The sequence below is a fragment of the Ruegeria sp. AM7 genome (genome assembly GCF_056535965.1).
In genome coordinates this window covers 306,134-328,726 of sequence record NZ_JBQFJE010000003.1, presented here as the reverse complement: position 1 = coordinate 328,726, position 22,593 = coordinate 306,134, and the positions used below count along the sequence as shown (strand labels likewise).

Annotated in this window: 17 protein-coding genes, 1 tRNA gene and 1 pseudogene; 9 read left to right on the top strand and 10 right to left on the bottom strand. The window is 55.5% G+C overall.

Translation table 11 applies throughout. From position 1 onward, the window contains the following. Positions 1 to 132: 132 nt before the first annotated feature. On the bottom strand, positions 133 to 1,449 hold the full coding sequence (locus ACR3EG_RS05295) for a SagB family peptide dehydrogenase (protein WP_480483494.1): 1,317 nt from the start codon (positions 1,447 to 1,449) through the stop codon (positions 133 to 135). A gap of 26 nt (positions 1,450 to 1,475) precedes the next feature. Here ACR3EG_RS05295 and ACR3EG_RS05290 point away from each other — a divergent pair, with 26 nt between their 5' ends. From ACR3EG_RS05290 to ACR3EG_RS05260, 7 genes are all read left to right on the top strand, one after another. Further along, positions 1,476 to 2,762, top strand: coding sequence for a cytochrome P450 (locus tag ACR3EG_RS05290; protein WP_480483492.1), 1,287 nt, complete (start codon positions 1,476 to 1,478; stop codon positions 2,760 to 2,762). 167 nt (positions 2,763 to 2,929) lie between these two features. Further along, a complete protein-coding gene (locus ACR3EG_RS05285) occupies positions 2,930 to 3,160 on the top strand; it encodes a hypothetical protein (protein WP_170754847.1) in 231 nt (76 codons plus the stop codon). Continuing rightward, positions 3,151 to 5,442 carry a TOMM precursor leader peptide-binding protein gene (locus tag ACR3EG_RS05280; RefSeq protein ID WP_480483490.1) on the top strand — a complete coding sequence of 764 codons (2,292 nt, stop codon included), beginning with the start codon at positions 3,151 to 3,153 and terminating at the stop codon, positions 5,440 to 5,442. The genes ACR3EG_RS05285 and ACR3EG_RS05280 overlap by 10 nt, the downstream gene beginning before the upstream one ends. Positions 5,443 to 5,466: 24 nt before the next feature. Beyond that, a complete protein-coding gene (locus ACR3EG_RS05275; RefSeq protein ID WP_480483488.1) occupies positions 5,467 to 5,988 on the top strand; it encodes a hypothetical protein in 522 nt (173 codons plus the stop codon). A gap of 5 nt (positions 5,989 to 5,993) precedes the next feature. Continuing rightward, positions 5,994 to 7,316 carry an FAD-dependent oxidoreductase gene (locus ACR3EG_RS05270; RefSeq protein ID WP_480483486.1) on the top strand — a complete coding sequence of 441 codons (1,323 nt, stop codon included), beginning with the start codon at positions 5,994 to 5,996 and terminating at the stop codon, positions 7,314 to 7,316. Continuing rightward, entirely contained in the window at positions 7,313 to 8,626 is a 1,314-nt protein-coding gene (locus ACR3EG_RS05265) for a tryptophan 7-halogenase (protein ID WP_480483484.1), read from the top strand. The genes ACR3EG_RS05270 and ACR3EG_RS05265 overlap by 4 nt, the downstream gene beginning before the upstream one ends. Then, the gene (locus ACR3EG_RS05260; RefSeq protein ID WP_480483482.1) at positions 8,619 to 14,162 is read left to right on the top strand and encodes an AAA family ATPase; all 5,544 of its coding nucleotides are present in this window, start codon (positions 8,619 to 8,621) and stop codon (positions 14,160 to 14,162) included. Before ACR3EG_RS05265 ends, ACR3EG_RS05260 begins: the two co-directional genes overlap by 8 nt. Before the next feature lie 722 nt (positions 14,163 to 14,884). Here ACR3EG_RS05260 and ACR3EG_RS05255 read toward each other — a convergent pair. The 3 genes from ACR3EG_RS05255 to ACR3EG_RS05245 all read right to left on the bottom strand — a co-directional run bounded on the left by ACR3EG_RS05255 (position 14,885) and on the right by ACR3EG_RS05245 (position 16,155). Next, complete coding sequence (locus tag ACR3EG_RS05255) at positions 14,885 to 15,403, bottom strand: hypothetical protein (protein ID WP_480483480.1); 519 nt, start codon at positions 15,401 to 15,403, stop codon at positions 14,885 to 14,887. 152 nt (positions 15,404 to 15,555) lie between these two features. Then, positions 15,556 to 16,008, bottom strand: a complete 453-nt coding sequence (locus tag ACR3EG_RS05250) for a hypothetical protein (protein WP_480483478.1) — start codon at positions 16,006 to 16,008, stop codon at positions 15,556 to 15,558. Further along, a complete protein-coding gene (locus ACR3EG_RS05245) occupies positions 16,009 to 16,155 on the bottom strand; it encodes a hypothetical protein (protein ID WP_480483476.1) in 147 nt (48 codons plus the stop codon). A gap of 126 nt (positions 16,156 to 16,281) precedes the next feature. On the opposite strand from ACR3EG_RS05245, the gene ACR3EG_RS05240 reads away from it, so the two are divergent. Further along, the gene (locus ACR3EG_RS05240; RefSeq protein ID WP_480483474.1) at positions 16,282 to 16,626 is read left to right on the top strand and encodes a helix-turn-helix domain-containing protein; all 345 of its coding nucleotides are present in this window, start codon (positions 16,282 to 16,284) and stop codon (positions 16,624 to 16,626) included. 106 nt (positions 16,627 to 16,732) lie between these two features. After that, positions 16,733 to 19,192, top strand: a pseudogene (locus ACR3EG_RS05235) (UvrD-helicase domain-containing protein); the annotation flags it as partial. On the opposite strand, the gene ACR3EG_RS05230 reads toward ACR3EG_RS05235, so the two are convergent. From ACR3EG_RS05230 to infA, 6 genes are all read right to left on the bottom strand, one after another. After that, positions 19,145 to 20,341 carry a DUF6538 domain-containing protein gene (locus ACR3EG_RS05230; protein WP_480483472.1) on the bottom strand — a complete coding sequence of 399 codons (1,197 nt, stop codon included), beginning with the start codon at positions 20,339 to 20,341 and terminating at the stop codon, positions 19,145 to 19,147. The pseudogene ACR3EG_RS05235 and the gene ACR3EG_RS05230 overlap by 48 nt on opposite strands. Before the next feature lie 63 nt (positions 20,342 to 20,404). Further along, a tRNA-Phe gene (locus ACR3EG_RS05225) sits at positions 20,405 to 20,479 on the bottom strand. Positions 20,480 to 20,558: 79 nt separating this feature from the next. Next, positions 20,559 to 20,741 (bottom strand): DNA gyrase inhibitor YacG, encoded by a 183-nt coding sequence (locus ACR3EG_RS05220; RefSeq protein ID WP_480483470.1) that lies wholly within the window; start codon positions 20,739 to 20,741, stop codon positions 20,559 to 20,561. Continuing rightward, positions 20,738 to 21,760 carry a ribonuclease E/G gene (locus ACR3EG_RS05215; protein ID WP_480483468.1) on the bottom strand — a complete coding sequence of 341 codons (1,023 nt, stop codon included), beginning with the start codon at positions 21,758 to 21,760 and terminating at the stop codon, positions 20,738 to 20,740. The genes ACR3EG_RS05220 and ACR3EG_RS05215 overlap by 4 nt, the downstream gene beginning before the upstream one ends. Continuing rightward, on the bottom strand, positions 21,757 to 22,335 hold the full coding sequence (locus ACR3EG_RS05210; RefSeq protein WP_170353268.1) for a Maf family protein: 579 nt from the start codon (positions 22,333 to 22,335) through the stop codon (positions 21,757 to 21,759). Before ACR3EG_RS05210 ends, ACR3EG_RS05215 begins: the two co-directional genes overlap by 4 nt. Before the next feature lie 11 nt (positions 22,336 to 22,346). Further along, complete coding sequence (gene infA, locus ACR3EG_RS05205) at positions 22,347 to 22,565, bottom strand: translation initiation factor IF-1 (RefSeq protein WP_005978431.1); 219 nt, start codon at positions 22,563 to 22,565, stop codon at positions 22,347 to 22,349. Between the last annotated feature and the right edge of the window lie 28 nt (positions 22,566 to 22,593).

Here is a 22,593-nt window from a genome sequence, read left to right as displayed (position 1 = left end):
CCAAACGAAAAATGACCGCTCGCAGTCCAAAGCGGACTTGAAATGCAAGACTTTGCAATTCTGGCTTAAAGGAACTGATAGGTGGTTTGAAGCAGAAGTGGCCAGCCAAATTCTACGGGGGTCGTCGGTCGCTTAGTCGATTGATCCAATCATCATTTCACCAACCAAAGGCATATTGTGTAGATCACGGCTGCTAACAGCCGCGAATGCAACCGAGTTTGCCGTTCCCAGAGGACAGGTCGCCAGTTTCATCGCCGTGCCCGCAAGTTGGATGCTCTGATAAACCGCGCCAACCTCTTTCAAAACCAACGCGTAGGCCAAATCGCCATAGGCCGCTCGGACGGCAGTCATATCCGCAGAGAGCAGTAGCAGAACTTGCGTATGTTCAGAGCTTTTTGCCGACGCGGCGGCGTCCTTCAGCATGCTACACAACAGGGCGTTGACTTCTGCGATCATGTTAAGGCCATGCCCAGCACTGTCATAGACGTACAGACCGGCTTCTAGACCTTCGCAACGATTGACCAAAAGATACGCGGTCAACGCGTAAAGGCCGCCTCCGCTCGGATAAGAATGGTGTTGACCCAACGGATGGAAACACCGGAACAACAACTCGCTCAATTGGTCCTTCGCTATTGGTGTGCGCCCTTGTTCACGGCGGCTCTGGCGATTGCGGGACACCTCCGCGAACGGAGGATCACCTGCGGCAAGGGCGTCTACATCATGTTTCGGCAGGACTATTTCCGGATCATTGCCTGGGGCTTGGGTTGGGCGCTGCGCAGCTCCGGTTTTGCCGATATGCGCGCGGGTGAAGCCTAGGCGGGTGCGCTCGACAAATAGAGTTTCGTGAACCGGCGCAGCGGGTTTTTCGTCGCACTCCAGCAAACCGCACCAAGCAAACAGGCGGATAACAGCCTCGAAAACTTCCGGCTCAATCTCGGGCACACTGTTTGCTGCATTTGCGGAATCTGATCCGGCAGAGAGCTCGAAAAGCAGCGGCGACAGTTTGGCGTCTAAAAGTTGCATCGAAGCCCAGCTTCCTGGTACCCGCGCCTGCAACCCTTGCTTTTGCGGAGACAACAGTGTTTCACGAGACAGCCTGAGACTGTTTTTGGGCGTGAAATCCGGAAGGCCCGAGACAGGGGAGCGTTGCGGAACACAAACCGCGATAGGCTTGTCATCCTGCATAACGAACCGACAGAGAAACCCGCGTTGATCCAGACGAAACAAAAACGATGCACAGACATCCCCGGCCTCCGGGTTTCCGGATACGCAATTCATGAGGTCTGTTTCACTCATAAAGCCCAGCGCAAGCTGTTGGGCAAGCGTCACATGGGCATCGTCTGTCAGGTTGATCGACCCAATCGGACTATTGAGCCTCGTTTCCCCCGCTATCGTTTCCAGCAGAACATCAGGCGCCAGCCCATAGGCCCAGATAGTCGGTCGCTCCATCATATTCCTCCTGCCAGGCTATGGCCGTGACTTTGCCGCCCGGCCCGGTTGGGGCTCAACACGCGCGTCTGAACGCACAGTTCTTCCAACGCAGCCCGCTGACGTTTCTGGAATACCTGTTCGACACGTTCGGTAGCGTGTCGCAATTTGACCTGGGTGCTGGCCCGATCGTCTTTGTGCACGACGCCGATATGGTACGAGCGTTGCTTCGATTTCACGAGGCCGACCTGCGTAAGCCCGACTTTTTGCGAGATTCGAATACAGGCTATTGGGGCGACGGCCTGACAACACTGAATGACCCCGAGACTTGGCGGGCTCGACGACAGGTTTTGCTGCCGTTGTTTCGCAGCAGTCTGCGCGCACCTCGGCTGGCTTTGGCGGCTGAGCTTGCACATGAAACCACGGCGCGTTGGAAAGGCGGTGAACAGATTGACCTGCCCCACGAGGTTCGGTTGCTGATCAGCCGCCTCGCAACGCGCAGCGTGTTGGATGCCGACGTTCAGGGCTTTGGTACGGACCACGAGCGCAGTGGACTTGTGACCATGCAGGAAGCCTATGGTGAGGATTTCACCGCAACCCTGAGACATGCCACCGGAGCACTGCAAATGACGCGTCCTCGTGCGCCGGCGCGTATGGACAATGTAGTTGCCCTTATCCATGCGCGGTTTGACGACTTTATCGATCGCGGTGACATTCTGTCGGCATTGGTTGCGGCCCAGCGCAACGCGCCTGAAATTCTGTCTAGGCAAGATGTTATTGGCGAGGTTGTCCAGATGCTGTTTGCCGGGCATCTCACGATTCCATTTGCCTTGACCCAGTTTTGGCGCGATGTCGCCAGCCACAAGTTGCATGAAGGGCTGCATGCCGAGGCGACGGCTTTTGATGAAGAGAAACGCCTGAACGTTGCGACCCTTAGCGCAAGCGAAACGGTGGCAATCCTTCGCGAGTCGATGCGCCTGTCGCCCCCTGCGCCTATTCTTTACCGAGAAATCGCCAAAAGCTTTACGCTGCAAGACTATCAACTGCCTGAAGGTCTTGGGGTTTGGATCAGCCCGGAGTTGCTGCATCGGGATCCTCGTTACTTTGCTCAGCCATCCCAGTTTCAACCCGACCGCTTTGCCGCGGGACGCGTAAAGCCCAACTCAGCCAAAGCTTATATTCCTTTCGGGGCAGGTCCAAGAGTTTGCGTCGCGGCCGCTCAGTCACTTTTGCAGATGGCCGTTATCATTCAAGTAATTGCGCAAAAATGCAGCCTTCGCCCGATAGCTGGGACAGAAGGTCAGTTTGAAGTTCTAAGCAGAAACCAAACTTGAATTTAGACATGTAGATGAACCGGTTGTGTAGATGAACCGGTTGTGAACAAGACAACAGAAACCCAACTCGCACCTTGATCGACTCCTTAGCCTGTGAAAAGGTTAACAAAACGCTAAGGCCTAATGCAGTTTAGCAGAAGGCGACCTAAAATAGGGAGGGATGTTCCATGACAGCACCAACAAATGAAGACTGGGGCAAAATGCACGCCAAGGCTTGGAAAGACCCAGAGTTCCGGACGCTGCTAGAGCAGGACCCGACCTCAGCGGTCAAGGCGTATGGCGAAGAGATCGGCAAAACCTTCACTCAGATCGTAAACGTCGGCGACCGGCCAGACGGTGTGCATGACGATGACTTGCATGAGCATAACACCGCAGTCGCTCCACCAGCGTGCTGCTAAAGGCATGGGCCCCAATGTATGCCAGTGCCATTGCGGCACCGCGGTTTAAATCAAGCCTAGAGGCGATCGTTGTCCCGGAAGAGGGCTTGTACCTTTTCAGCCACAAGGGCCATGTTTGCCTGACCAGCCCAATTTTCTCGGATCTGGCACCATTGCTGGACGGGTCTTTTCTGGTTGACGACATATTTGACCAACTGTGCCGGCGCTATGTCAGTGCCGACATATTCTCAGCGTTGGACATTCTGAAACAGCGCGGCTTTCTAGCCGAAGATACGGCCCCCATCCCCCGCGAGCAGCAAGCCTTCTGGGAATGCGCTGGGGCATTGCCGTCGCAAGCGGCGGAACGTCTAGCAAACGCGACGGTCGATGTAATCTGCGACGATGGAACTGCCGAAGATCTGCGCATGTTGCTTGAAAGGAACGGGCTTTGTGTCGCGGATCGCGGCGAACTGAGTGTCGTTGTTGCAGACGATTACCTAAACCGGGACTTGGCCGAGTGGAACAAAATGGCCGTCGCAGAACAGAGGCCGTGGATACTGGTCAGCCCCGGCGGAATGGAAAGTTGGCTGGGCCCGGCGTTTGTTCCGGGCGAAACCGCATGTCTTGAATGTTTGACGCAGCGCCTTCGGTGGCATCGCAGGGTCGATACCCACATTGGTCGGTTAAATGGCTTGGGCAAAGCTCGGCTGGCTCCGCAAGGTAGTCTTGCCGCGTCAAAATTTGCGGCCCTCGCCGAAATCGCGACAGAAGTTGCACGCTGGATCGGAACAGGCGGCCCATCGACATTGGCCGACCGAGTGATCAGTACCGATCATATGTCGATGGCGCGAAAGACTCATATTCTGACCCGCCGACCGCAATGTCCGATATGTGGCGACCCTGCCCAAAACACGGCCGTGCCTCATCCACCGGCTTTGCAACCACGCCCCAAGCTGCAAGGAACAGATGGCGGGCACAGATCGCGCGGCCCTGCCGATATTCTGGCTCTTCTGGACAGGCATGTCAGTCCGATCACCGGGATTGTCGGCGCGCTGGAACCAGGTATCCGCAGCGGGCCCGATGGCAGCCCCGAGTGGATCACACCGACTTATTCTGCCGATCACAACTTCTCGGACCTGCACGACAGCAAGTTCTTCCTGCGCGAGGGTCTGCGGCGACGGTCTGGCGGGAAAGGACGTAGCCCGGAACAAGCTCGCATCAGTGCGATAGCCGAGTCGCTCGAGCGGTATTGCGGTGTGTTTGACGGCTCGGAACCTCGGCATCTTGCCCGGTACCGGGACCTAGCCACAGCGATCCTGCCAAACGCGTGTCAGGGCTATAGCGCCCAGCAGTTTGCGGATCGGGCCGAGCTTAATCGCAAGACGCACAAGGCCTATTGGGTGCCTGAACCTTTCGACCCTGAGGCGCAAATTGAATGGACACCGCTCTGGTCATTGGGAGAAGCGCGAATACGCCATCTGCCGACCTCTATGTGTTATTTTGGCTATCGAGGACCCGGCCCAAGTTTCGGCCGCGCCGACTCTAACGGCTGTGCCGCCGGCGGAACACTGGAAGAAGCCATTCTGCAGGGGCTATTGGAGCTGATCGAACGCGACGCTGTCGCGATCTGGTGGTACAACCGGCTGAACCGGCCAGGCGTCGACCTGGCCGCTGCGCGCGACTCTTACGGTCGTGACCTGTCTGCGCACTATGCCCAACTGCATCGAACCCTCACGGTGGTAGACGTTACAAGCGATATCGGCATCCCAACGTTCGCAGCGATATCGGCCCGAACAGACAAACAAGAAGAAGACATCATCTACGGCTTTGGTTGTCACCTTGACCCAGAGGTTGCCCTGTCGCGAGCTTTGACGGAAATAAACCAATCCCTTGAAGCCGTTCCTAAAACGTGTGGCACAACCATGCAGCAAAGCTATCTTGGCAGTTCGGATGCAATAGATTGGTGGCGCACAACACGGCTGCATGAGGCGCGCTACCTTGTGCCCGACGAAACGCAGCCCATGCTTGCGCTGGACAGTTCGCAAAGCCTCGCAGCTGACGACGTGCTTGTGGATATCCAGACCTGCCTCTCACGTTTGAAAGCAAAGAACATCGACGTTCTGGTACTGGATCAGACCCGACCGGACGTGAATTTCCCGGTTGTGCGGGTCGTTGCACCGGGCTTGCGCCACTTCTGGGCCCGGTTCGGCACCGGACGGCTTTATGACGTTCCCGTAGAGCAGGGTTGGCTTGCTGAGCGGGCGCAAGAGAATGACCTGAACCCGCATGTGATACAGTTTTGACCGCAACCAAATAGGATTTCGGATATGATCAGCCCTACCCCTTTTGACTATGCCCGCCCTTTCGACATTATGATCGGGATGTGGACCGGTCATTCGATCGTCTACGATAACAAGGGTGAATACCTGTACACTGGCCCAAGCATCCTGACCATCGACTGGAAAGAGCCTGGGAAGGTCATGCACTACCGGCAAGAAGACCTTGGCAGCCTTGACCAACTGATCCAGGAACACGAACACGGAAAAGCCCTAGAAGACCTTTTTGTGCTGCGAGAATTTGAACTGCAGGTTGATGGTAAATCGTGCCAATCGACTACTGGCGCGGTCAAGGTCCACGGTGTCGAAAGCTCACCGGGGACGTATCTGTTCCACCTCAATTTTCCGACCGGGGACTACTACAACAACCAGTATTTCCTGAACCCCAATCAACGGCGCATAATTGGGCCTTTTGTCCCGCGGGATGAGGAAGGCAAAACCGATGGCTTTCAGTTTGTCGTGTCGCAGACGTTCGAACGCATCTCTTATGATGTCCCCAAGGACGCATTCTGACACGCATGATCACGCCAGCAGCCTCTCAGCCCTTTATGCCAGCCAAGGAAGGCGCACATGCGCTGGTCATTGGTGGCGGTATTGCAGGGCTGCTGTGCGCACATATGCTGAAAGACCGGTTTACGCGCGTCACGGTGCTTGAACGGTCTGAATATGCCCAACCAAACAGCAGCGCCCCAGCGGCCCGCTCAGCCGTGCCGCAAAGCCATTGCCTGCACATGCTTATGGGTGCCGGGGCCCGCGCGTTTGACGATCTGGTGCCCGGTTGGCGCGCGGAATTGATCGCGCTGGGTGCAGTACCATACGATGCGGGCGCGGATGTCGCGATGCGGGTATCTTCGGGATGGCTCCCGCGGGTTGAAACCGGCATAACCCTGTACGGCGCTTCGCGGTGCCTGATTGAAACGGCGCTGACCCGATTACTGAGCCGCGCCGGAAACATACACATCCGCCAAGGCGATCGCGTACTGGGCCTGACGCTCACGCCAGACGCATCGCGCGTCTCTGGTGTCCGGGTTCAGACGACCACGGGCGTTGTTCAGGTCTTGGGCAATGCCGACCTTGTCATCGATGCCAGCGGTGCGGCCTCGCGGCTGCCGCGGTGGCTAGCCCAGCACTTCGGAGACACGCATCACATCACCCGAACCGAGATCGCGCCCGGTCGGCAATACATTTCACTTTGGGTTCGCCTACCTGCGGATAAAGCCCCTGACTGGCAAGGGCTTGCGCTGGCGCCTACCCGCCAATCGAGCGGGCGTGCGGGAATGATGGTGCGTGCTGAAAACGACCTTTGGGGCGTGGTATTGCAAACGCCCGAAAATGAACCTCTGCCCACTGATGGGCCGGGTGTACTGAAGCTGGCGGCTGGGTTGTCCGACCCCACCCTGAGTAACATATTGGAGCACGCCGAAACAGTCGCGCCACCGCATTTGTTTGGGCGCACAGCAAACCGTCGACGTCGGTATGAGGACTATCCCTCGTGGCCCGAAAACCTGTTTGCTCTTGGCGATAGTGTTTGCGCGCTGGATCCCTATGCCGGGCTAGGAATGACTGCGGCCGCGCGGGGGGTCCAGCTGCTTTCGCGATGGTTGGATCAGCCAGAACCAAATGCGCGGTCTTTCCAGTCTCAATTGGCCCGGCACAATGAATGGCCGTGGCGCATTGCCACCGGAATATGGACAGACCCTGAAGCAAATACCAACCTGACACCTCAGATCGAAAGTCTTGTTCAAGCCGCGCCATTTGACCCAGCGTTGGCCATAGTTTTGCTGGAGTTTCAGCATATGCTACGCCCACCCGAATCCCTTTTGAACGAGGCCGTAGCATGAAAGTTGCTGTATTGGGCGGAGGCACCGCCGGATTCATCGCTGCGGCCCATATGACCCGCTATTTCCCAAAGGCGCAGCTTTGGCATATCTACGATTCCCGCATTCCGACGATCGGCGTTGGTGAGGGAACCACACCACGTTTCCCGTTGTGGCTAGACGAAGTCACCGGCGTCGGCCCGGATGAAATCGCGGAACGGTGCGGCGCGACGGTCAAATCGGGGTCCTATTATGAAGGTTGGGGATCACGGGACGTGGATTTCGTGAACCGCTTCCAGCCACCGCGCCTGTTCGGATACCACTTTGACGCCGGTCGCGTGACTGGCATTATCCGAGACCATGTGCGCGCGACCCAGATGGATGCGAGGGTGGTTTCGTTGGACAGTTTGCCCGGCGGCGTGAACATTGGTTTTGAGGATGGCAGCCATCTGCAGTGCGACTATGTTCTGGACGCGCGCGGTTTTCCTTCGGGGGCGTGGGATCAAGCACCGGCAGACCCTGACATCATCCGAATGGATTGGATCCCGACAGGCCGCGCGATGGTGCGCCGCCTTCCGCCCAGCCCGGACACCAGCATGTCCCGCATCGTTGCCCGGCCACACGGGTGGATCTTCCAGATACCGCTCAGGGAATGGACATCGTGCGGATATGTATTCAATCCCTCGCTAAGCAGCGATGAGGATGTATTGGCGGATTTCGACAGCTTCCTCAAAGAAGAAGGTGCGGAATTGGCCGAGATTCGCGTTCGGGTCAGTTTTCCGAATTTCATGCGGCGCACGTGGTTTGATGGGCGCGTCTTTACCATCGGCAACGCGGCCTCGTTCGTTGAACCGCTTGAGGCCACCGCGATTGGCGCAACGATTATGCAGGTCCGTATTGCGCAGCGCTGGATGACGGACCATCACCCCCAAAGCACAACAGATATCCAAGCCGTTGATCATGCCAACAGAACAATGCGGGCTTATGTCCTGCGCAACTCGTTGTTTATCGCCTGGCACTATGTGCGTGGTTCACGCTGGAACAGCCCGTTCTGGGATTTGGCTGCGCGCAGTCTTGAGTACGCTGGGAAACACGCGTACCTGAGGGGGCATATCGGTGCCATGAGTGATTTTCTGGATGTCGGACGCGACTTACCGGGCACGGAAATCGGCGCTTGCACGAAACAGGATATTTGGGAGCAGGACATCTTGCCCAAGCTGACTAAATTCATCCCGTTCGGAAACTTCTCGGAACTAAATTTTGCACAAGTTGGCCATGGTATAGGCTACTATAACGCAAACAATACGTCGGCGGGTAACGGCACACATGTCTAATATCAATATGTCCTTCGTCCCGGGCTTCCAATTGTCCGAACGTCTCTATGAAGGCACCAACTCCTTTGTGTTTCGCGCAACACGGGACTCGGACGGGGAACATGTGGTCATCAAGATCCTCAAGAACGACTTCCCCAGCGCCAGCCGACTTGCGCGATACCGCAGCGAGTTTGAGATTACCAACAGCCTGAACCTGCCGGGCGTGATCCGTGCCCTTCAACTCAATCGTCACGACAAATCGCTGATGATGGTGCTGGAAGACTTCGATGGCATATCAGTCGGTGAACTGCTCTCCAGCCGGGCGCTGTCACATGACGAATTCCTTGAGACCGCCCTGCAGATCACCCGCGCCATAGAGGGCATCCACCAAGCCAACGTCATTCACAAGGATATCTCGCCTCAGAACGTATTGATCAATCCCGGCACGGGAGAAGTCAAACTGATCGACTTTGGGATTGCGACGCAGTTTTCGACCGAACATCCTGTTCTGAAAAGCCCCGAAGTTCTGGAGGGTACGCTTCCCTATATCTCGCCGGAACAGACCGGACGCATGAACCGGACCCTTGATCATCGCACCGACTTTTATTCCATGGGTGCGACTTTCTACGAAATGCTGACCGGCGTGCCCCCGTTTGAGGCCGAAGACAAGCTGGAACTGGTGCATTGCCACGTAGCGCGTGAACCGGTTCCGGCGCATCGCCGCAATCCAGATGTATCGCTGCCCCTGTCGAAGATTGTCGGGCGTATGATGGCCAAAAAGGCTGAAGACCGATACCAGAGCGCCGCAGGAATTATTGCCGATCTCGAAGCCGTTCGCCTTGGCGTGAACCTGGACCGGTTTGAACCGGGACGTCGGGACCAGACAGAACGCTTCACTGTGCCCCAGCGGCTATACGGTCGTGACCGCGAAGTGCGCACCTTGCTAGAGGCCTTTGAACGCGTTCGGCAGGGGCCGGCTGAAATGATGCTGGTTTCAGGGTATTCAGGCGTTGGTAAAACCGCGCTGGTCAACGAAGTCCACAAACCGATCACCCGTGAACGCGGGTATTTCATCAAAGGCAAATTTGAACAGTTCAAGAAGAACGACCCATATTCGGGTTTGACAGTCGCGCTGAAAGACCTTGTGCGGCAGCTCTTGACCGAAAGCCAGACACGCCACGCCACCTGGCACAAAGAACTGAACGAAGCCCTGGCGCCCAACGCCTCGGTTCTGTTGGACGTTGTACCCGAACTTGAACTGATCATCGGCCCGCAGCCGGAAGCTCCGGAACTGGACGCCGCCGAGTCGATGAACCGTTTCAATCAAACAGTTCGGCGGTTCTTGCGTGCTTTGTGTGCACATGACCGGGTTGTGGTGCTTTTCCTGGACGACCTGCAATGGGCCGACAGCGCAACGCTTGGTTTGTTGTCCGTGATTTTGACCGATGAAGAAATCGGGCGCCTTCTGCTGATCGGAGCGTACCGCAGCAACGAAGTGGACGCGATGCATCCGATGACCCGTGCTCTGGATGCTGTAAAAGAAGCCGGGGGACGTCTGTCCAGCCTGTCCCTTGCCCCATTGGGTATGTCGGATATCGCCAGCCTGATTGCAGATACGCTACACGCCGACGCATCACGACTGATCGACCTAGCGCAACTTGTGGTACAAAAAACGCAGGGTAATCCTCTATTCGTGCGTCAGTTCCTTACGGATCTGCACCATGAAAAACTGATCACCCAGCAATCCGAGTCAAACGGTGAACCCGCGAAATGGGTTTGGGACATCCAGGCGATCCGCGCTGCCAAAATAACTGACAACGTGGTTGATCTGTTGCTTGAAAAACTGCGGCGCCTTCAACAGGATACGCAGAACGTCCTGCAAATTGCGGCCTGTATTGGCAACCGTTTCGATATTGAAACACTGGCACTGATCCTCAAGATCGAACCTCAACAAGCATTTGAATGTCTGTTGCCCGCAATTAGGGAAGAGATGATTCAGCCATTGTCCGATCTTGTGGTGACGGAAATGGACAACGCGCTGTCGCCGCTTGTCGTGCGGGATTTCGCATTTCAGCACGACAGAGTGCAACAGGCGGCGTATGGCCTAATCGAAACGGACGGCCACAGCAGCGTGCACCTTGCAATCGGACGCCAACTGAGAGCCCGGCTTACGGAAGATGAAATAAACGACCGTATCTTCGAGGTGGTCGATCAGTTGAATATCGGCCGGGACGATATGGAGGACCGAGCAGAACAGCTTGATCTTGCCCATCTTGACCTGATCGCCGCCCGCAAGGCCTTTGACTCGGCCGCTTACGGTGCCGCGCTGTCTTTCGTGAACACCGCCTCAGAGCTTTTGGGGTCGGACGGCTGGAACCAGAATTACGAGTTGATGTTCGAGGCCCAAAACCTGTCAGCATCTCTGGAATATCTAACTGGTAATTTCGAACGTTGCACCGAAATCGTTAACGCAACCCTTGAACATGCGCGCACCGACCTAGAGAAAGCCGAGATCTACTTTACACGGATCGCCCAGCACACCCTTTTGATGGAGTTCGACGAAGCCATCAATGCGGGGATAAAAGCGCTGGAGCTTGTCGGGGTTCAGATGAGCCTCGAGAACCTCGAAGAGGCTGGGCAAAACGCTATCGGTCAGGCAGCCGGTATGCTGGGCGAGGGCAACCCAGCAGATCTTTTCGGAAACCCGGACGTGGACAGCCCAGAAATCGCGCTGGCCCAACGTTGTTTGCGGCATTTGACCATTGCGGCCTTCCTGAACAGGCAGGAACTTTTCCCACAGATCGTCGGCACCTCGGTTCAACTGTCGCTCAAGCATGGCAACGCACCGGAATCCGCGTTGTTCTTTGCCAATTTTGGCCTGATCATCGGTGCATTCATGGGCAAGTACCGCGAAGGTCTGGCCTTTGGGGAATTGGCCCTGCGGTTGTGTGACAAGTTCGGAGCGCGCGCGCCGACTGCAACCGTTTGCCTGGTCACAGGTGTCGAGTTGATCCCGTGGGTCCAACACGTTCGCAATGCGATTCCGGTGATCGAACGAGGCTATCGCGAGGGAATGAACTCGGGCGATATCTTGTGGGCCGGTTATCTGGTCATGTATCGGGTCGTGATAGACAGTTTTGCCGGCAAACCGCTGGACCAGGTTCTGGATGCGATGCCCGCGCAACTGGACGCTCTGCACAAAGCCCGGAACCATGGGGCAGCCGCAGGTATCAACGCCTATCGTCTGGGGCTTTCGACCCTCGCCGGGCGCACGCAATCCAGTGCCGATTTCTCCACTGACGACCTGGACGAAGCCGCGTTTCTGTCAGCGTGCGAGCAGAACCAGATGTCCATGGCCATCTGTTTCTATCGGATTTTGAAAGCGCAGGCTCTGTATGTCTTTGGACGCCCACATGACGCACTGCTCGAGACAAAACTCGTCGAGCCCCTTCTGAGCTTTGTGATTAACCATCCTTGTCTTGCCGATCACCTGCTTTATCAGTCCCTGTCCATTGCGGCCATTCTGCAGCACGGTGACCCCGACCCGGATCTCAGAGCCCAGCTTGATGCAAATCTTGAAAGGCTGGGCCAATGGGCTGAGTCCGGCCCAGATAACTTTGAAGCCAAACGCCTAATGGTCGCTGCTGAAGTCGCACGTCTGGATGGCAAAGATGTCGAAGTCCTCGATCTGTTTGACGGGGCTATTGAGGCGGCTCAAAAAGGTCGGTTCCTTCAGGACGAAGCGTTGGCCTGCGAACTGGCCGCGCGGTACATCATGACCCCACGACCGAATGCCCGGATCGGGATGATGTATCTGCGGGATGCACGACATGCCTACCGCCTTTGGGGGGCTCAACGCAAAGTCGAAGAGCTTGAGCTGGAGTTCCCGCAACTGCTTGCCGAACATCGCGAGCGTCGCGCCACCAGCCAGCCTGTGACAGAAAGCATTTCTGCGAGTACGCAAGTCGCGACCAATCACTTGCTTGGGCAAGATCTTGACCTGAACACCTTACTTAAGGCCGCGCAAACCATTTCAGCCGAAGTGGTTGTAGGGCGCCTATTGGATCGGCTGCTTGGAATTTTGATCGAGAACGCCGGTGCGCAGCGCGGCGTTCTATTACTGGCGCGCGGGGACGATCTGGTGATCGAAACCGAGGTTAACGTCATTTCCGACGGAACTGGCGTTCAGGAACCCGTTCGGCTCGACTCGGCTGAAGGCGCACGTTTGGTCCCGGCCAGCGTGATCAACTATACGGCGCGTACGCATGACGTTGTTCTCGTGGACGACGCTCAGATCGATGAGCGGTTCATGGTGGACGCCTATGTCCAGGAAAACGAAACACGTTCGGTTCTGTGTCAGCCGATCCTGCACCAGAACGAACTGATCGGCCTTGTATTTCTGGAAAACAATCTGGTCAGTGCAGCGTTTAAACCTGAACGCGCACATTTGCTTTCACTGCTTTCGGGTCAGATTGCGGTATCTATGCGCAATGCCGAGATCGTTGAACATCTCGAAGACAAAGTCCGCGAACGCACCGAACAACTTGAGGTTCACGCCAAGTTCCTAGAACAGACCTTTGGCCAGTTTCTGGCCAGCGAAGTCGTCGATCAACTGTTGAAATCTGCGGACGGGATCGACTTTAGCGGTAAGAAGACGACGGTCACGGTGTTGATGTCAGACCTGCGGGGTTTCTCGACCCTGTCCGACACACTGCCGCCAGAAAACATCGTGGCTATGCTGAACAGCTACCTCAGTGAGATGACAAACGTCATTCAGAAATACAACGGCACGATTGATGCCTTTATCGGTGATGCAATCCTTGTGGTGTTTGGCGCCCCCCTGCAAAGACCCGACGACACCGAACGCGCCCTGGCCTGTGCTTTGGAAATGCAGCAGCGGATGGTGCGGGTGAACGAATGGAACACCGCGAATGGTTTCCCTGAAATCGAGATGGGAATCGGGGTGAACACAGGTGAAGTTGTGGTCGGAAACATCGGCTCAGACAAGCGCGCAAAATACAGTGTTGTCGGTAGCACGACCAATCTGGCGGCGCGGATCGAAAGCTATACTGTCGGTGGGCAAATTCTGATTGCAGATGAGACACTCAAGTCGTCAAGAGCGCCCCTGGAACTTGGCAGCAAGCGCACAGTCGAACCCAAGGGTGCTGGCAAGCCGCTGGTGCTGCACGAACTTTTTGGCGTGGGTGGAACTTATGAAATCAGCCTGTCCGCTCAACCGGTCGAATTGGTCGAGATAAATCCACCTCTACCCGTTCACTTTAGGACCGTCGTGGGCAAGCAAGTCGTTGGCGAAGTTCAGGAGGGCCTGCTTTTTAAACTCTCACCGTCGGAAGCCTGTATTACGACGACAGAGGCGCCCAGCCCCCTTACGGATCTGCAAATTCAAATCACGCAAGCAAACGGCTCTACCGAACCCCTGACGGTGTTTGCGAAAGTACTGGATCAAAACGATCAGGACGGATGCTTTACGGTTCGCTTTACAGCCGTACCCCCTGACGTTCGAGCGTCGCTTCAGAAGTTCGCTAGGGAGACCTAAACCACAACGCTTCGCATTCAATTGTGTTGGCGCGACAAAACAAGTCTTCACTGGCGAAGGACTCGTTGAGTTTCCACCCAGACGAATGCGAGGCATTGTTTTGTGTGTGATCCAGTGCCGTTTCACCGGACAACTAAGCGGTATTGGTTTTTGGCTCTATGAACTTGCGCGGCGGTTTCCATTGCAGGTCGCTGTGCGGGTGGTTTCCGCTTTGATCTTGGGATCCAATTTCCCATCAATTAGAGGACGCTTGCAGCGCCGGGGCCTTCTCATCACTAAGCGGGTCAAAATTGGCTGCCGAGGCAGAGTCGGTTTTGAATGCCGATTGACGGGAAGCCATCGACAACGGTGCGTTTCGCAAATTGCTGTTAACGCGCGTCACAAAGAACATCCTCGCGGATTCTGAAAACCAGAATGCCTTTGATACAGTTACCTACTTCTTCAACAGCTTGGGTCTCTGCCTGGAAGGGAGTATATGTGACAAAAAGACAGTTCAAATATTCTTCGGAGGGACTGTCGCTCAATTCATGGAGTACTTTGAAGAACCACTCAGCGTCGTTGTCGAATATGATCATGGCTATGGGTCAGGATTGTCTAAACTGAAAGAGATAATAGATAGAAGCTGATTATTGCTAAAAAGATATGTGCTTTGGAGCTATCCCGTCTTAGAGCAACCCCAAGTGTTCGATTATGGGCTGTCGCATGCGAGCGTTGTAGTTTTGCTAGAGCAGATCATTTACGGGCAAGAGCGGATTCACCAAAGCAAGGGACCGGCATTTGGATTGCAGTGAGCGGATCGCTTCGGTTGGAATAGGGTCACGATCTTCGACACCGGCACTTCTGTCGTAGTACACACCAGCGATTGGGTTGGTCAGTGTGATACCGGCTTCAGAAGCAGCGAAGTTGGTGACTGATCTGACTGTCCCAAAGATGCGGGTGATACTGCTACCCGCCAATTCTCGCTTCACCAGCTCGTCGCGAAAGCTCCAACCAAACCAAGCATCTTCCCCGATACGCAGGTTTTCTCTGCTTGGTCTTTGCGTGAGTTCACTGCGATTGCCGCCGGTGATACCCAAATCCCTCATGGCGTTGTCATCAGTTGGGCGGATTTCAAAACGTTCCGAATGCGTGCCGTAGCGAACAGGATACGGCGCACCAACTATGTTGAACTGATGCGGCATTTTGGTGCCGCTCCCATTCCAACCATCGCGGGTAAAGCCTTGGCTGCGTTCATAGCGCATGTCTTCATGCCATTGGCTTCGTGGCCAGTTGGGATCAGTGGGTTGCGCTAAGGCCGTTTTGAACCAAACACAAGGCAGCGACGGCGGCAGTTATCAAAAGGCTTTTCATGATGCTCCAAATGAAATTTTGGTTTTCCTTCTTGGTTGGCACGTCATTGTGCCAACGTGATGCCCCTGATTTCGGCTTCCCAACGCAGTGAGGGGTGCAAAGACGCATCCACATTGTCGAGTTGAAGAACCCGCCAACAATTGCTCCACACTTGGTCAGCACCAACGATGCGATCAGCGGTCTCATACCGGGTGGCCACAGGCTCGGAATGATTGGGCTGAAATCCAGTGATTGAGAACCGCATATTGGTGATGGCGGTGTCACCACCATTGTGGATCGTCACCCGCACATGGCGCTCTTCGCATTGATCCGAATATTGAGCGACTACCAATACATTTGCGCTGTCTTCGGCCAATTGATCAGCGCCAAATTTGTACAACGCAAAGATCAGCACCGCCCCAACGAACAACCAACGTGGATTGCGCAGCCCCGCTCCCAGCATATTGAAAGCCAGCAGCAGGATCAGTGCAACGACGAGGCCAACGACGATGGCCATTCAGCGGATTTCACCAACTATGGTGACTTTGTCTGCGCCAAACTGAGCTTCCAGCAGTTGCTTAGCATGCAGCATGTCCCGCGCATCAATGGTTGTGGTGGTGAAGTTACCATCGGCGGTGCGGATACGGGCTTCATAAGTTTTCATCTGCTGCTCCTTGGTGTTCGAAGACGAGTTTGAATTCAGTAATCGGCTCTAAGAGCCGACTTCAGCAGCAATAAGCGAAACCTCATTACATGGGCAAGAACTTTACACGGCTTTATACATCGCGTTATGAGCAAGCAGTTGAAGCAAAACATCGGGTTGCGTGTGAAAGCAGCACGGCAACAAAAGGGCCTCACACAGGCTCAACTGGCGGAAGCCATAGACAAAGCGTTCGAGACGATTTCCAACATCGAGCGCGGCAAAACTGCGCCCAATTTTTCCACGCTCTACGACATCGCCAACGTGCTGGGTCTGCCCATGCGGGAGTTCTTTGAGCTTGAGGATGCTGATGTATCAGATGCTCGCCAACGATTGCTAATGCAGTTGAACACCATGATTGCCCAGATGGATGACCATCAGCTGAATTTGCTACTCAAGTTGGGCAAGGTGCTGCAGGAGAACGAGACCAATTGAAGCCACACGGTGACTTCCAAACAAAATGTAGGGCTCAGTGGCTCTCGAACTCAATCAATACGCGTATCCTTTAGATTACTGCCGTAGCCGTTGAATTGCATTTGTCTTGAGCCCCGTTAGAAACCTAAAACCTAAGCCGATCTCGGGCTTCCTACTCAATCTTTTTGGGCGGAATAGCAGAGGCGTTCAATACGACGGCAACGTATTGACGATTTTTGCACGCCTACCATCCAAAATATCGCTAGCGGAACTGTCCTCGGCACCCACCGTTACCTCGGGCTTCTGGGGGGCGACGCTCAGTTTCAAAGCGGATGAACGCGATGATATTCAGCTCAAAGGTGCAAAGCCAAGCGAGGCGGAGCAGTTCTCATCGATAGTCCAGCAAGACTGGCAACAGTTTCATCAATCGCAGTGGCAAGAACGCCATGCAGAAATCGAAGCGATCATTCAGAGAATTGCAGCACTGAACCAAGCGAGCTCGTATCCAGCTGCCTGCTTGGTCGAACCGTTGTTGGTACAAGCCCGTAAGCTGGACACAACTCTACTTTCTAAGCTCCCAAAAGACGCCATGGCGCAGCAACATCTGCAAAACATTGAGATAGTTCAGGGGTTTATAAAAGCCGCCAAACAAGCGCGTGGTAAAGCCATAGAGGCATTTCAACAACATGAATTGACGGCATGGGCTGAGTTCTTCGATACGTTTGAAAGCAACCCTTTGACGCCGGAACAACGCCTGTCCATCGTGACCGATGAAGACGCGACCCTAGTTCTGGCCGGTGCAGGATCAGGCAAAACCAGCGTTATCACCGCAAAGGCTGGTTACCTGCTAAAATCGGGCATTCGAAAGCCGGAAGAAGTTCTCTTGCTGGCCTTTGCTCGTGATGCCGCCAAAGAAATGAGCGAACGCATAGAAGCCAAATGCAGAGCGCCTTTGGAGGCTCGCACGTTTCACTCTTTGGCCTATGAAATCATAGGTTCAGTCGAAGGCAGCAAACCGGCTCTCGCAGCGCATGCAACGGATGATAAGGCCTTCCTGGCGCTTATTCGTGAAATCCTAGTGGCACTGGTGCGCACCGCCTCAGAGGTTTCGAAATCCATCGTTGGTTGGTTTTCTCATGCGCGCCTAGAGGACAGAAGCGAATGGGACTTCAAAAAGAAGCACGCCTACTACACCTATGTGGAAAAGCTGGACCTCCGCACGCTTCAAGGGGAACAAGTCAAGAGCTTTGAAGAGCTGATGATCGCCAACTGGCTCTTTGAAAACGGTATCGAGTACGAATATGAACCAGATTACGAACACAAGGTGTCCGAGGGCGGATACCGTGACTATTGCCCCGATTTCAGGCTGACAAAAAGCGGGGTCTACATTGAACATTTTGGTGTTCGTCGCGACATGGAAGGCAACCTAACCACTGCGCCGTTCGTTGACCGCAGCGAATATTTGGAAAGCATGGAGTGGAAACGAGGCGTCCATGCCGAACATGAAACCACGCTGGTTGAGACTTTCAGCTATGAACGCTCTGAGGGGCGGTTGTTGGATGCGCTTGCTGAAAAAACTGCACCATACGAGACGGTTTCACCCAGGTCGCCGGATGTGTTGTTTGATCGGATTGTAGAGCTCAACCAAGCAGACAGTTTCGTTCAGTTAATCGGCACATTCCTGCGCCACTACAAGGGCGGTGGCTATCAACTTGAAGAATGCGCAGCAAAGGGAGAGGCGTTAAAGTTGGGCAAGCGAGCCCAAGTATTTCTTTCAATTTTCAAACCAGTCTACACCGAATATCAGCGGCGATTGGATGGACGGATCGACTTTGAGGATATGATCCTGCGCGCCACAAAATACGTGGAATCCGGCGAGTATAGGAGCCCGTTCAAACACATTCTGGTGGACGAATTCCAAGACATCTCGCGCAGCCGAGGTCGATTGGTCAAAGCACTAAAAGCTCAGCATTGGGATGCCCGGGTCTTCGGTGTTGGCGACGATTGGCAGTCCATCTATCGGTTTGCGGGTTCCGACATCAATCTCATGCGGAATTTTGGGGCTGAGTTTGGCGGCGTCTTTGATGGCGAAACAGGTGTCCACCAAACCGTAGGCTTGGGCCGTACATTTCGGTCCATCGACCAAATCGCGCACGCGGCGAAGCGGTTCGTTCTGCAAAACCCAGCCCAATTGGACAAGACTGTTATACCAGCGGGATCGGCAGAAGAGCCTGCGTTGAAAGTCATCCAGACGCTGAAATCAGACGAACAATCCAAATTGACGCAGGTGCTGCGCCCACTGAACAGTTCCGGCGACCCCGACAAACGAACTTCAATCTTGTTGTTGGGGCGATACCGCTACCTTGCACCTTCAAACCTATCACAGCTAAAGCGCGACCTGGCTAACTTGGATATCTCATACCGAACAATTCACGCTTCGAAAGGTTTGGAAGCGGACCATGTGGTGATTTTGAACATGTTCAGGGGACGAACTGGGTTTCCTTCGGAAATCGTGGATGATCCGTTGCTGAGCCTCGTTTCACCCGAAGCCGAGCCATTTGAAAATGCGGAAGAACGCAGGGTCATGTATGTGGCGATGATAGCCCCTACCATATCCTTGCCCGACGCCCTCTGTTTGCCAGCCACCAATCTGGTCGACAATGTCGGATGGACACTCGACGGCGCGAAGCCTGTCACGCATCGAATGACGAAAGCTGTGCATGGTGCAACGGCTCGGTACATATGGCTTCATCCATTTGTTCAGCGCGGCACTGGCAGAATTAGCGTTCGTGGTTTTCGATTTGTTGTACCGGGGAAAAGCGAATTGGCTGTCAGTGTTCTCAGAGAGCAAGCGCTTGGCGGCCCATAGTGACGCCCCGACCAGAGGCACCTTTCGGTTGCTACCTGATGTCTTCAGCCGACGCCAAGGATGCTCTTGGACAACTACGTGAGGCACTGGGTCATTCAGCTCAAAATCCTCTTTGAGCAAACCCGCAGCTTCTGCAAGCCGCATCCCTGTGTCCGAGACCAGAGCAACAAGCCATCGCAAGTCGTCATCAAGGGACCGGCATTTGGATTGCAGAGAGCGGATCGCTTCGATTGGCATAGGTTCACGATCTTCGACACCGGCATTCCTGTCGTAGTACACGCCAGCGAATGGGTTGGTCAGTATGATACCGGCTTCAGAGGCAGCGAAGTTGATAACTGACCTGATGGTCCCAAAGATGCGGGTAATACTGCTACCCGCCAATTCTCGCTTCACCAGCTCGTCGCGAAACGCATTGGCATCCGCCTTGGTATAGCTTCTGATGTCTTTGTCCCCGCAAACATCCAAGACATAGCCACACGACCGCTCAGCAGCCCTGTGGAAAGTGATTGGACGTCCTTGCCCCTTCAGCTGCAGATAGACTGACACGGCCTCTGAGAGCTTTATAGCGTCGACACTGGCTTGATCGGTGCGTGACATCGAAGACCCAAACTCGACCGCAGCTCCAATCCTCAGAAGATGCTTGCCCGGCAGGTCTACGTCTTGGATGCGTAGGTGATACCAGTGTTCATCCAGTTGCTGAGCAGCTCTATGCGCTCGGGACTTTGCGACCGCTGCTGATCTTGTCCGTAGGGAGAATGATATTTTTCTGGTGGTATAGTGGTGATCGAGGTCTTTCGGGATCCGTCGTGTGAAGTAGAAGACCCCTGCTTTTACAAATGAGAAGGGAACGGTTTTGTTCTCCAGCATGTACTACGCCCTTTGTCAGCTCCAGTTAAAGCTGAAGGGAAACAGTAGCTTACCTGTTGGGAATGGTGCCCGGGGGCGGAATCGAACCACCGACACGAGGATTTTCAATCCACTGCTCTACCCCTGAGCTACCCGGGCACGGGAACGGTTGCAGCCGTTGGGTGGAGGCGTTCTATGACTTGCCACTGGCAGTGTCCAGAGCCTTTTTTACATTTTTTCAATGCCGACGCGAATGAGCGGTTTCTTCACCCTCAACATCGGCGTCAGCGTCTTCCTCCCTCTGAGACGGGACCGCATATGAACCGTTCAACCACTTGGCAAGGTCCAGATCGGCACAACGTTTTGAGCAAAACGGACGGTACGCCTGAACAGTATCTTCAGCACAAATCGGACAGGTCATTTCAGCACCTCGCTTAAAGACACTCGCCCCCTTTTGCGTTGCAGTTCAAAATGTCCCAAAGGCGTCCAGCCCGCAAGTGTGGTCTCAATCGGGTCGGACTTGAAGGCAGAGCGCAGGGCGGACTCGAATCCTCTGCGGTCCTTCTTGGGCATCGGTGCCAGATCAAGCGTGATCTGCCCTCCTAAACCCCGCACTCGCAAGGCGCGGGCGAGCGCTTTGGCGCATGCAAAGTTGGCCTTCGTACCCGCCGCCAGAGACGTATCGGCACCAGTGTTAACATCGACGGCGACCAACGCGCGTGTCGGCTGAATGTAGAGGTGCCCTCCGCCAGGTAAAGGCTCAGAGATACCGCGGGCCGTGTCCAATGCCTCCAGCACGCCATGGGTGCCGAAACTACCTGCGCGGGTTTCGACCTCGGCCGGGTCGGTCCAGTCGCGCCAGGCCAGAACATGAGGGCCGTCGCCTTCAAGCAGCAATTCAGGCTCGGTTCCGGGGTCGTTCACCACAGCGTCCGCGTGAGCCAGCATGGCGCTGATATCTTCAGCGATCTCACCCGCATCCTCACCCGCGCAGCACGAGCGCAGGATCAGGCCGTAATCGCTGCCTTCCATCACCTCATGCGCGATCTCAAGGAGGCGGTCACGCTCATCCTCATCGCGGATCGAGCGCGAGATGTTCAGGCCCGGCGCATCCGGAGTGACAATCGCATAGCGGCTTTTGAACAGGACACGATCGGTCACCGGCAGGGCTTTGCCCGGCTCGGCATAGCCAGTCACCTGCGCCAGCAGCAGCGCACCGGGGGCAAGCCCCTTGACCTGCCGCAGAAACGCGGGGCCGTCGGGTGTCGACAGGAACATGCCGCCCTGCCCTTTCACGGGCCGATCTGCGCGAGCACGGTAGATTGTGCCCGGTGCAGGCGCATCGGCGGCGATCAGGAAATCATCCAGCTTGCCGTCGACCATCAACGCGGCCGCCTCGCGGTCGTTGATGTGATCCAGAACGATAGTGCGACCCTTCATGATGCCTCACGATACAGGGGATAGCCGATACCTTGCAAAAGGGCGGCGGTTTCAGACAGGGGCAGACCGACGATACCGGTGAACGATCCCGAAATCCACGGGATGAACGCACCGGCAGGGCCCTGAATAGCATAGGCGCCTGCTTTGCCCTGCCAGTCTCCGGTCGCCAGATAGGCGTTGATCTCAACATCCGACAGGCGCTTGACCTTGACCTGTGAAACCACGTCGCGTTGCAGCACCCGATCCCCGCGTCGCACCGCGACCGAGGTGATTACCCGGTGGCGACGCCCGGACAGGGCGTGCAGAAACTCGGCCGCTTGGCCTGCATTTTCGGGCTTGCCCAGAATGCGGCGACCCAGCGCCACGGTGGTATCCGCGCACAGGGTAACGTCATCGCTATCCGCCTGCACCGCCTGCACTTTTTCGCGTGTGATGCGGCTGCAGTAGGGAACCGGCAGCTCGCCCTTCAGGGGCGTTTCGTCGATGTCAGGGGGGCGGATCGCATCGGGCTGCACGCCAAGCTGGGCCAACAGGTCCAGCCGCCTTGGGCTGCCCGATCCGAGGATAAACGCCATGAGATAAGGCGTTACTTGAAGCGGTAGTTGATCCGACCCTTGGTCAGATCATAAGGGGTCATTTCGACCTGAACTTTGTCGCCGGCCAGAACACGGATGCGGTTCTTGCGCATCTTGCCTGCCGTATGTGCGATGATCTCATGGCCGTTTTCCAGCTCGACCCGAAACGTCGCATTAGGCAGGAGTTCCTTCACGACACCGGGAAATTCGAGCGTATCTTCCTTGGCCATGTTGTCTCCACATTTACGTTGCACTCGC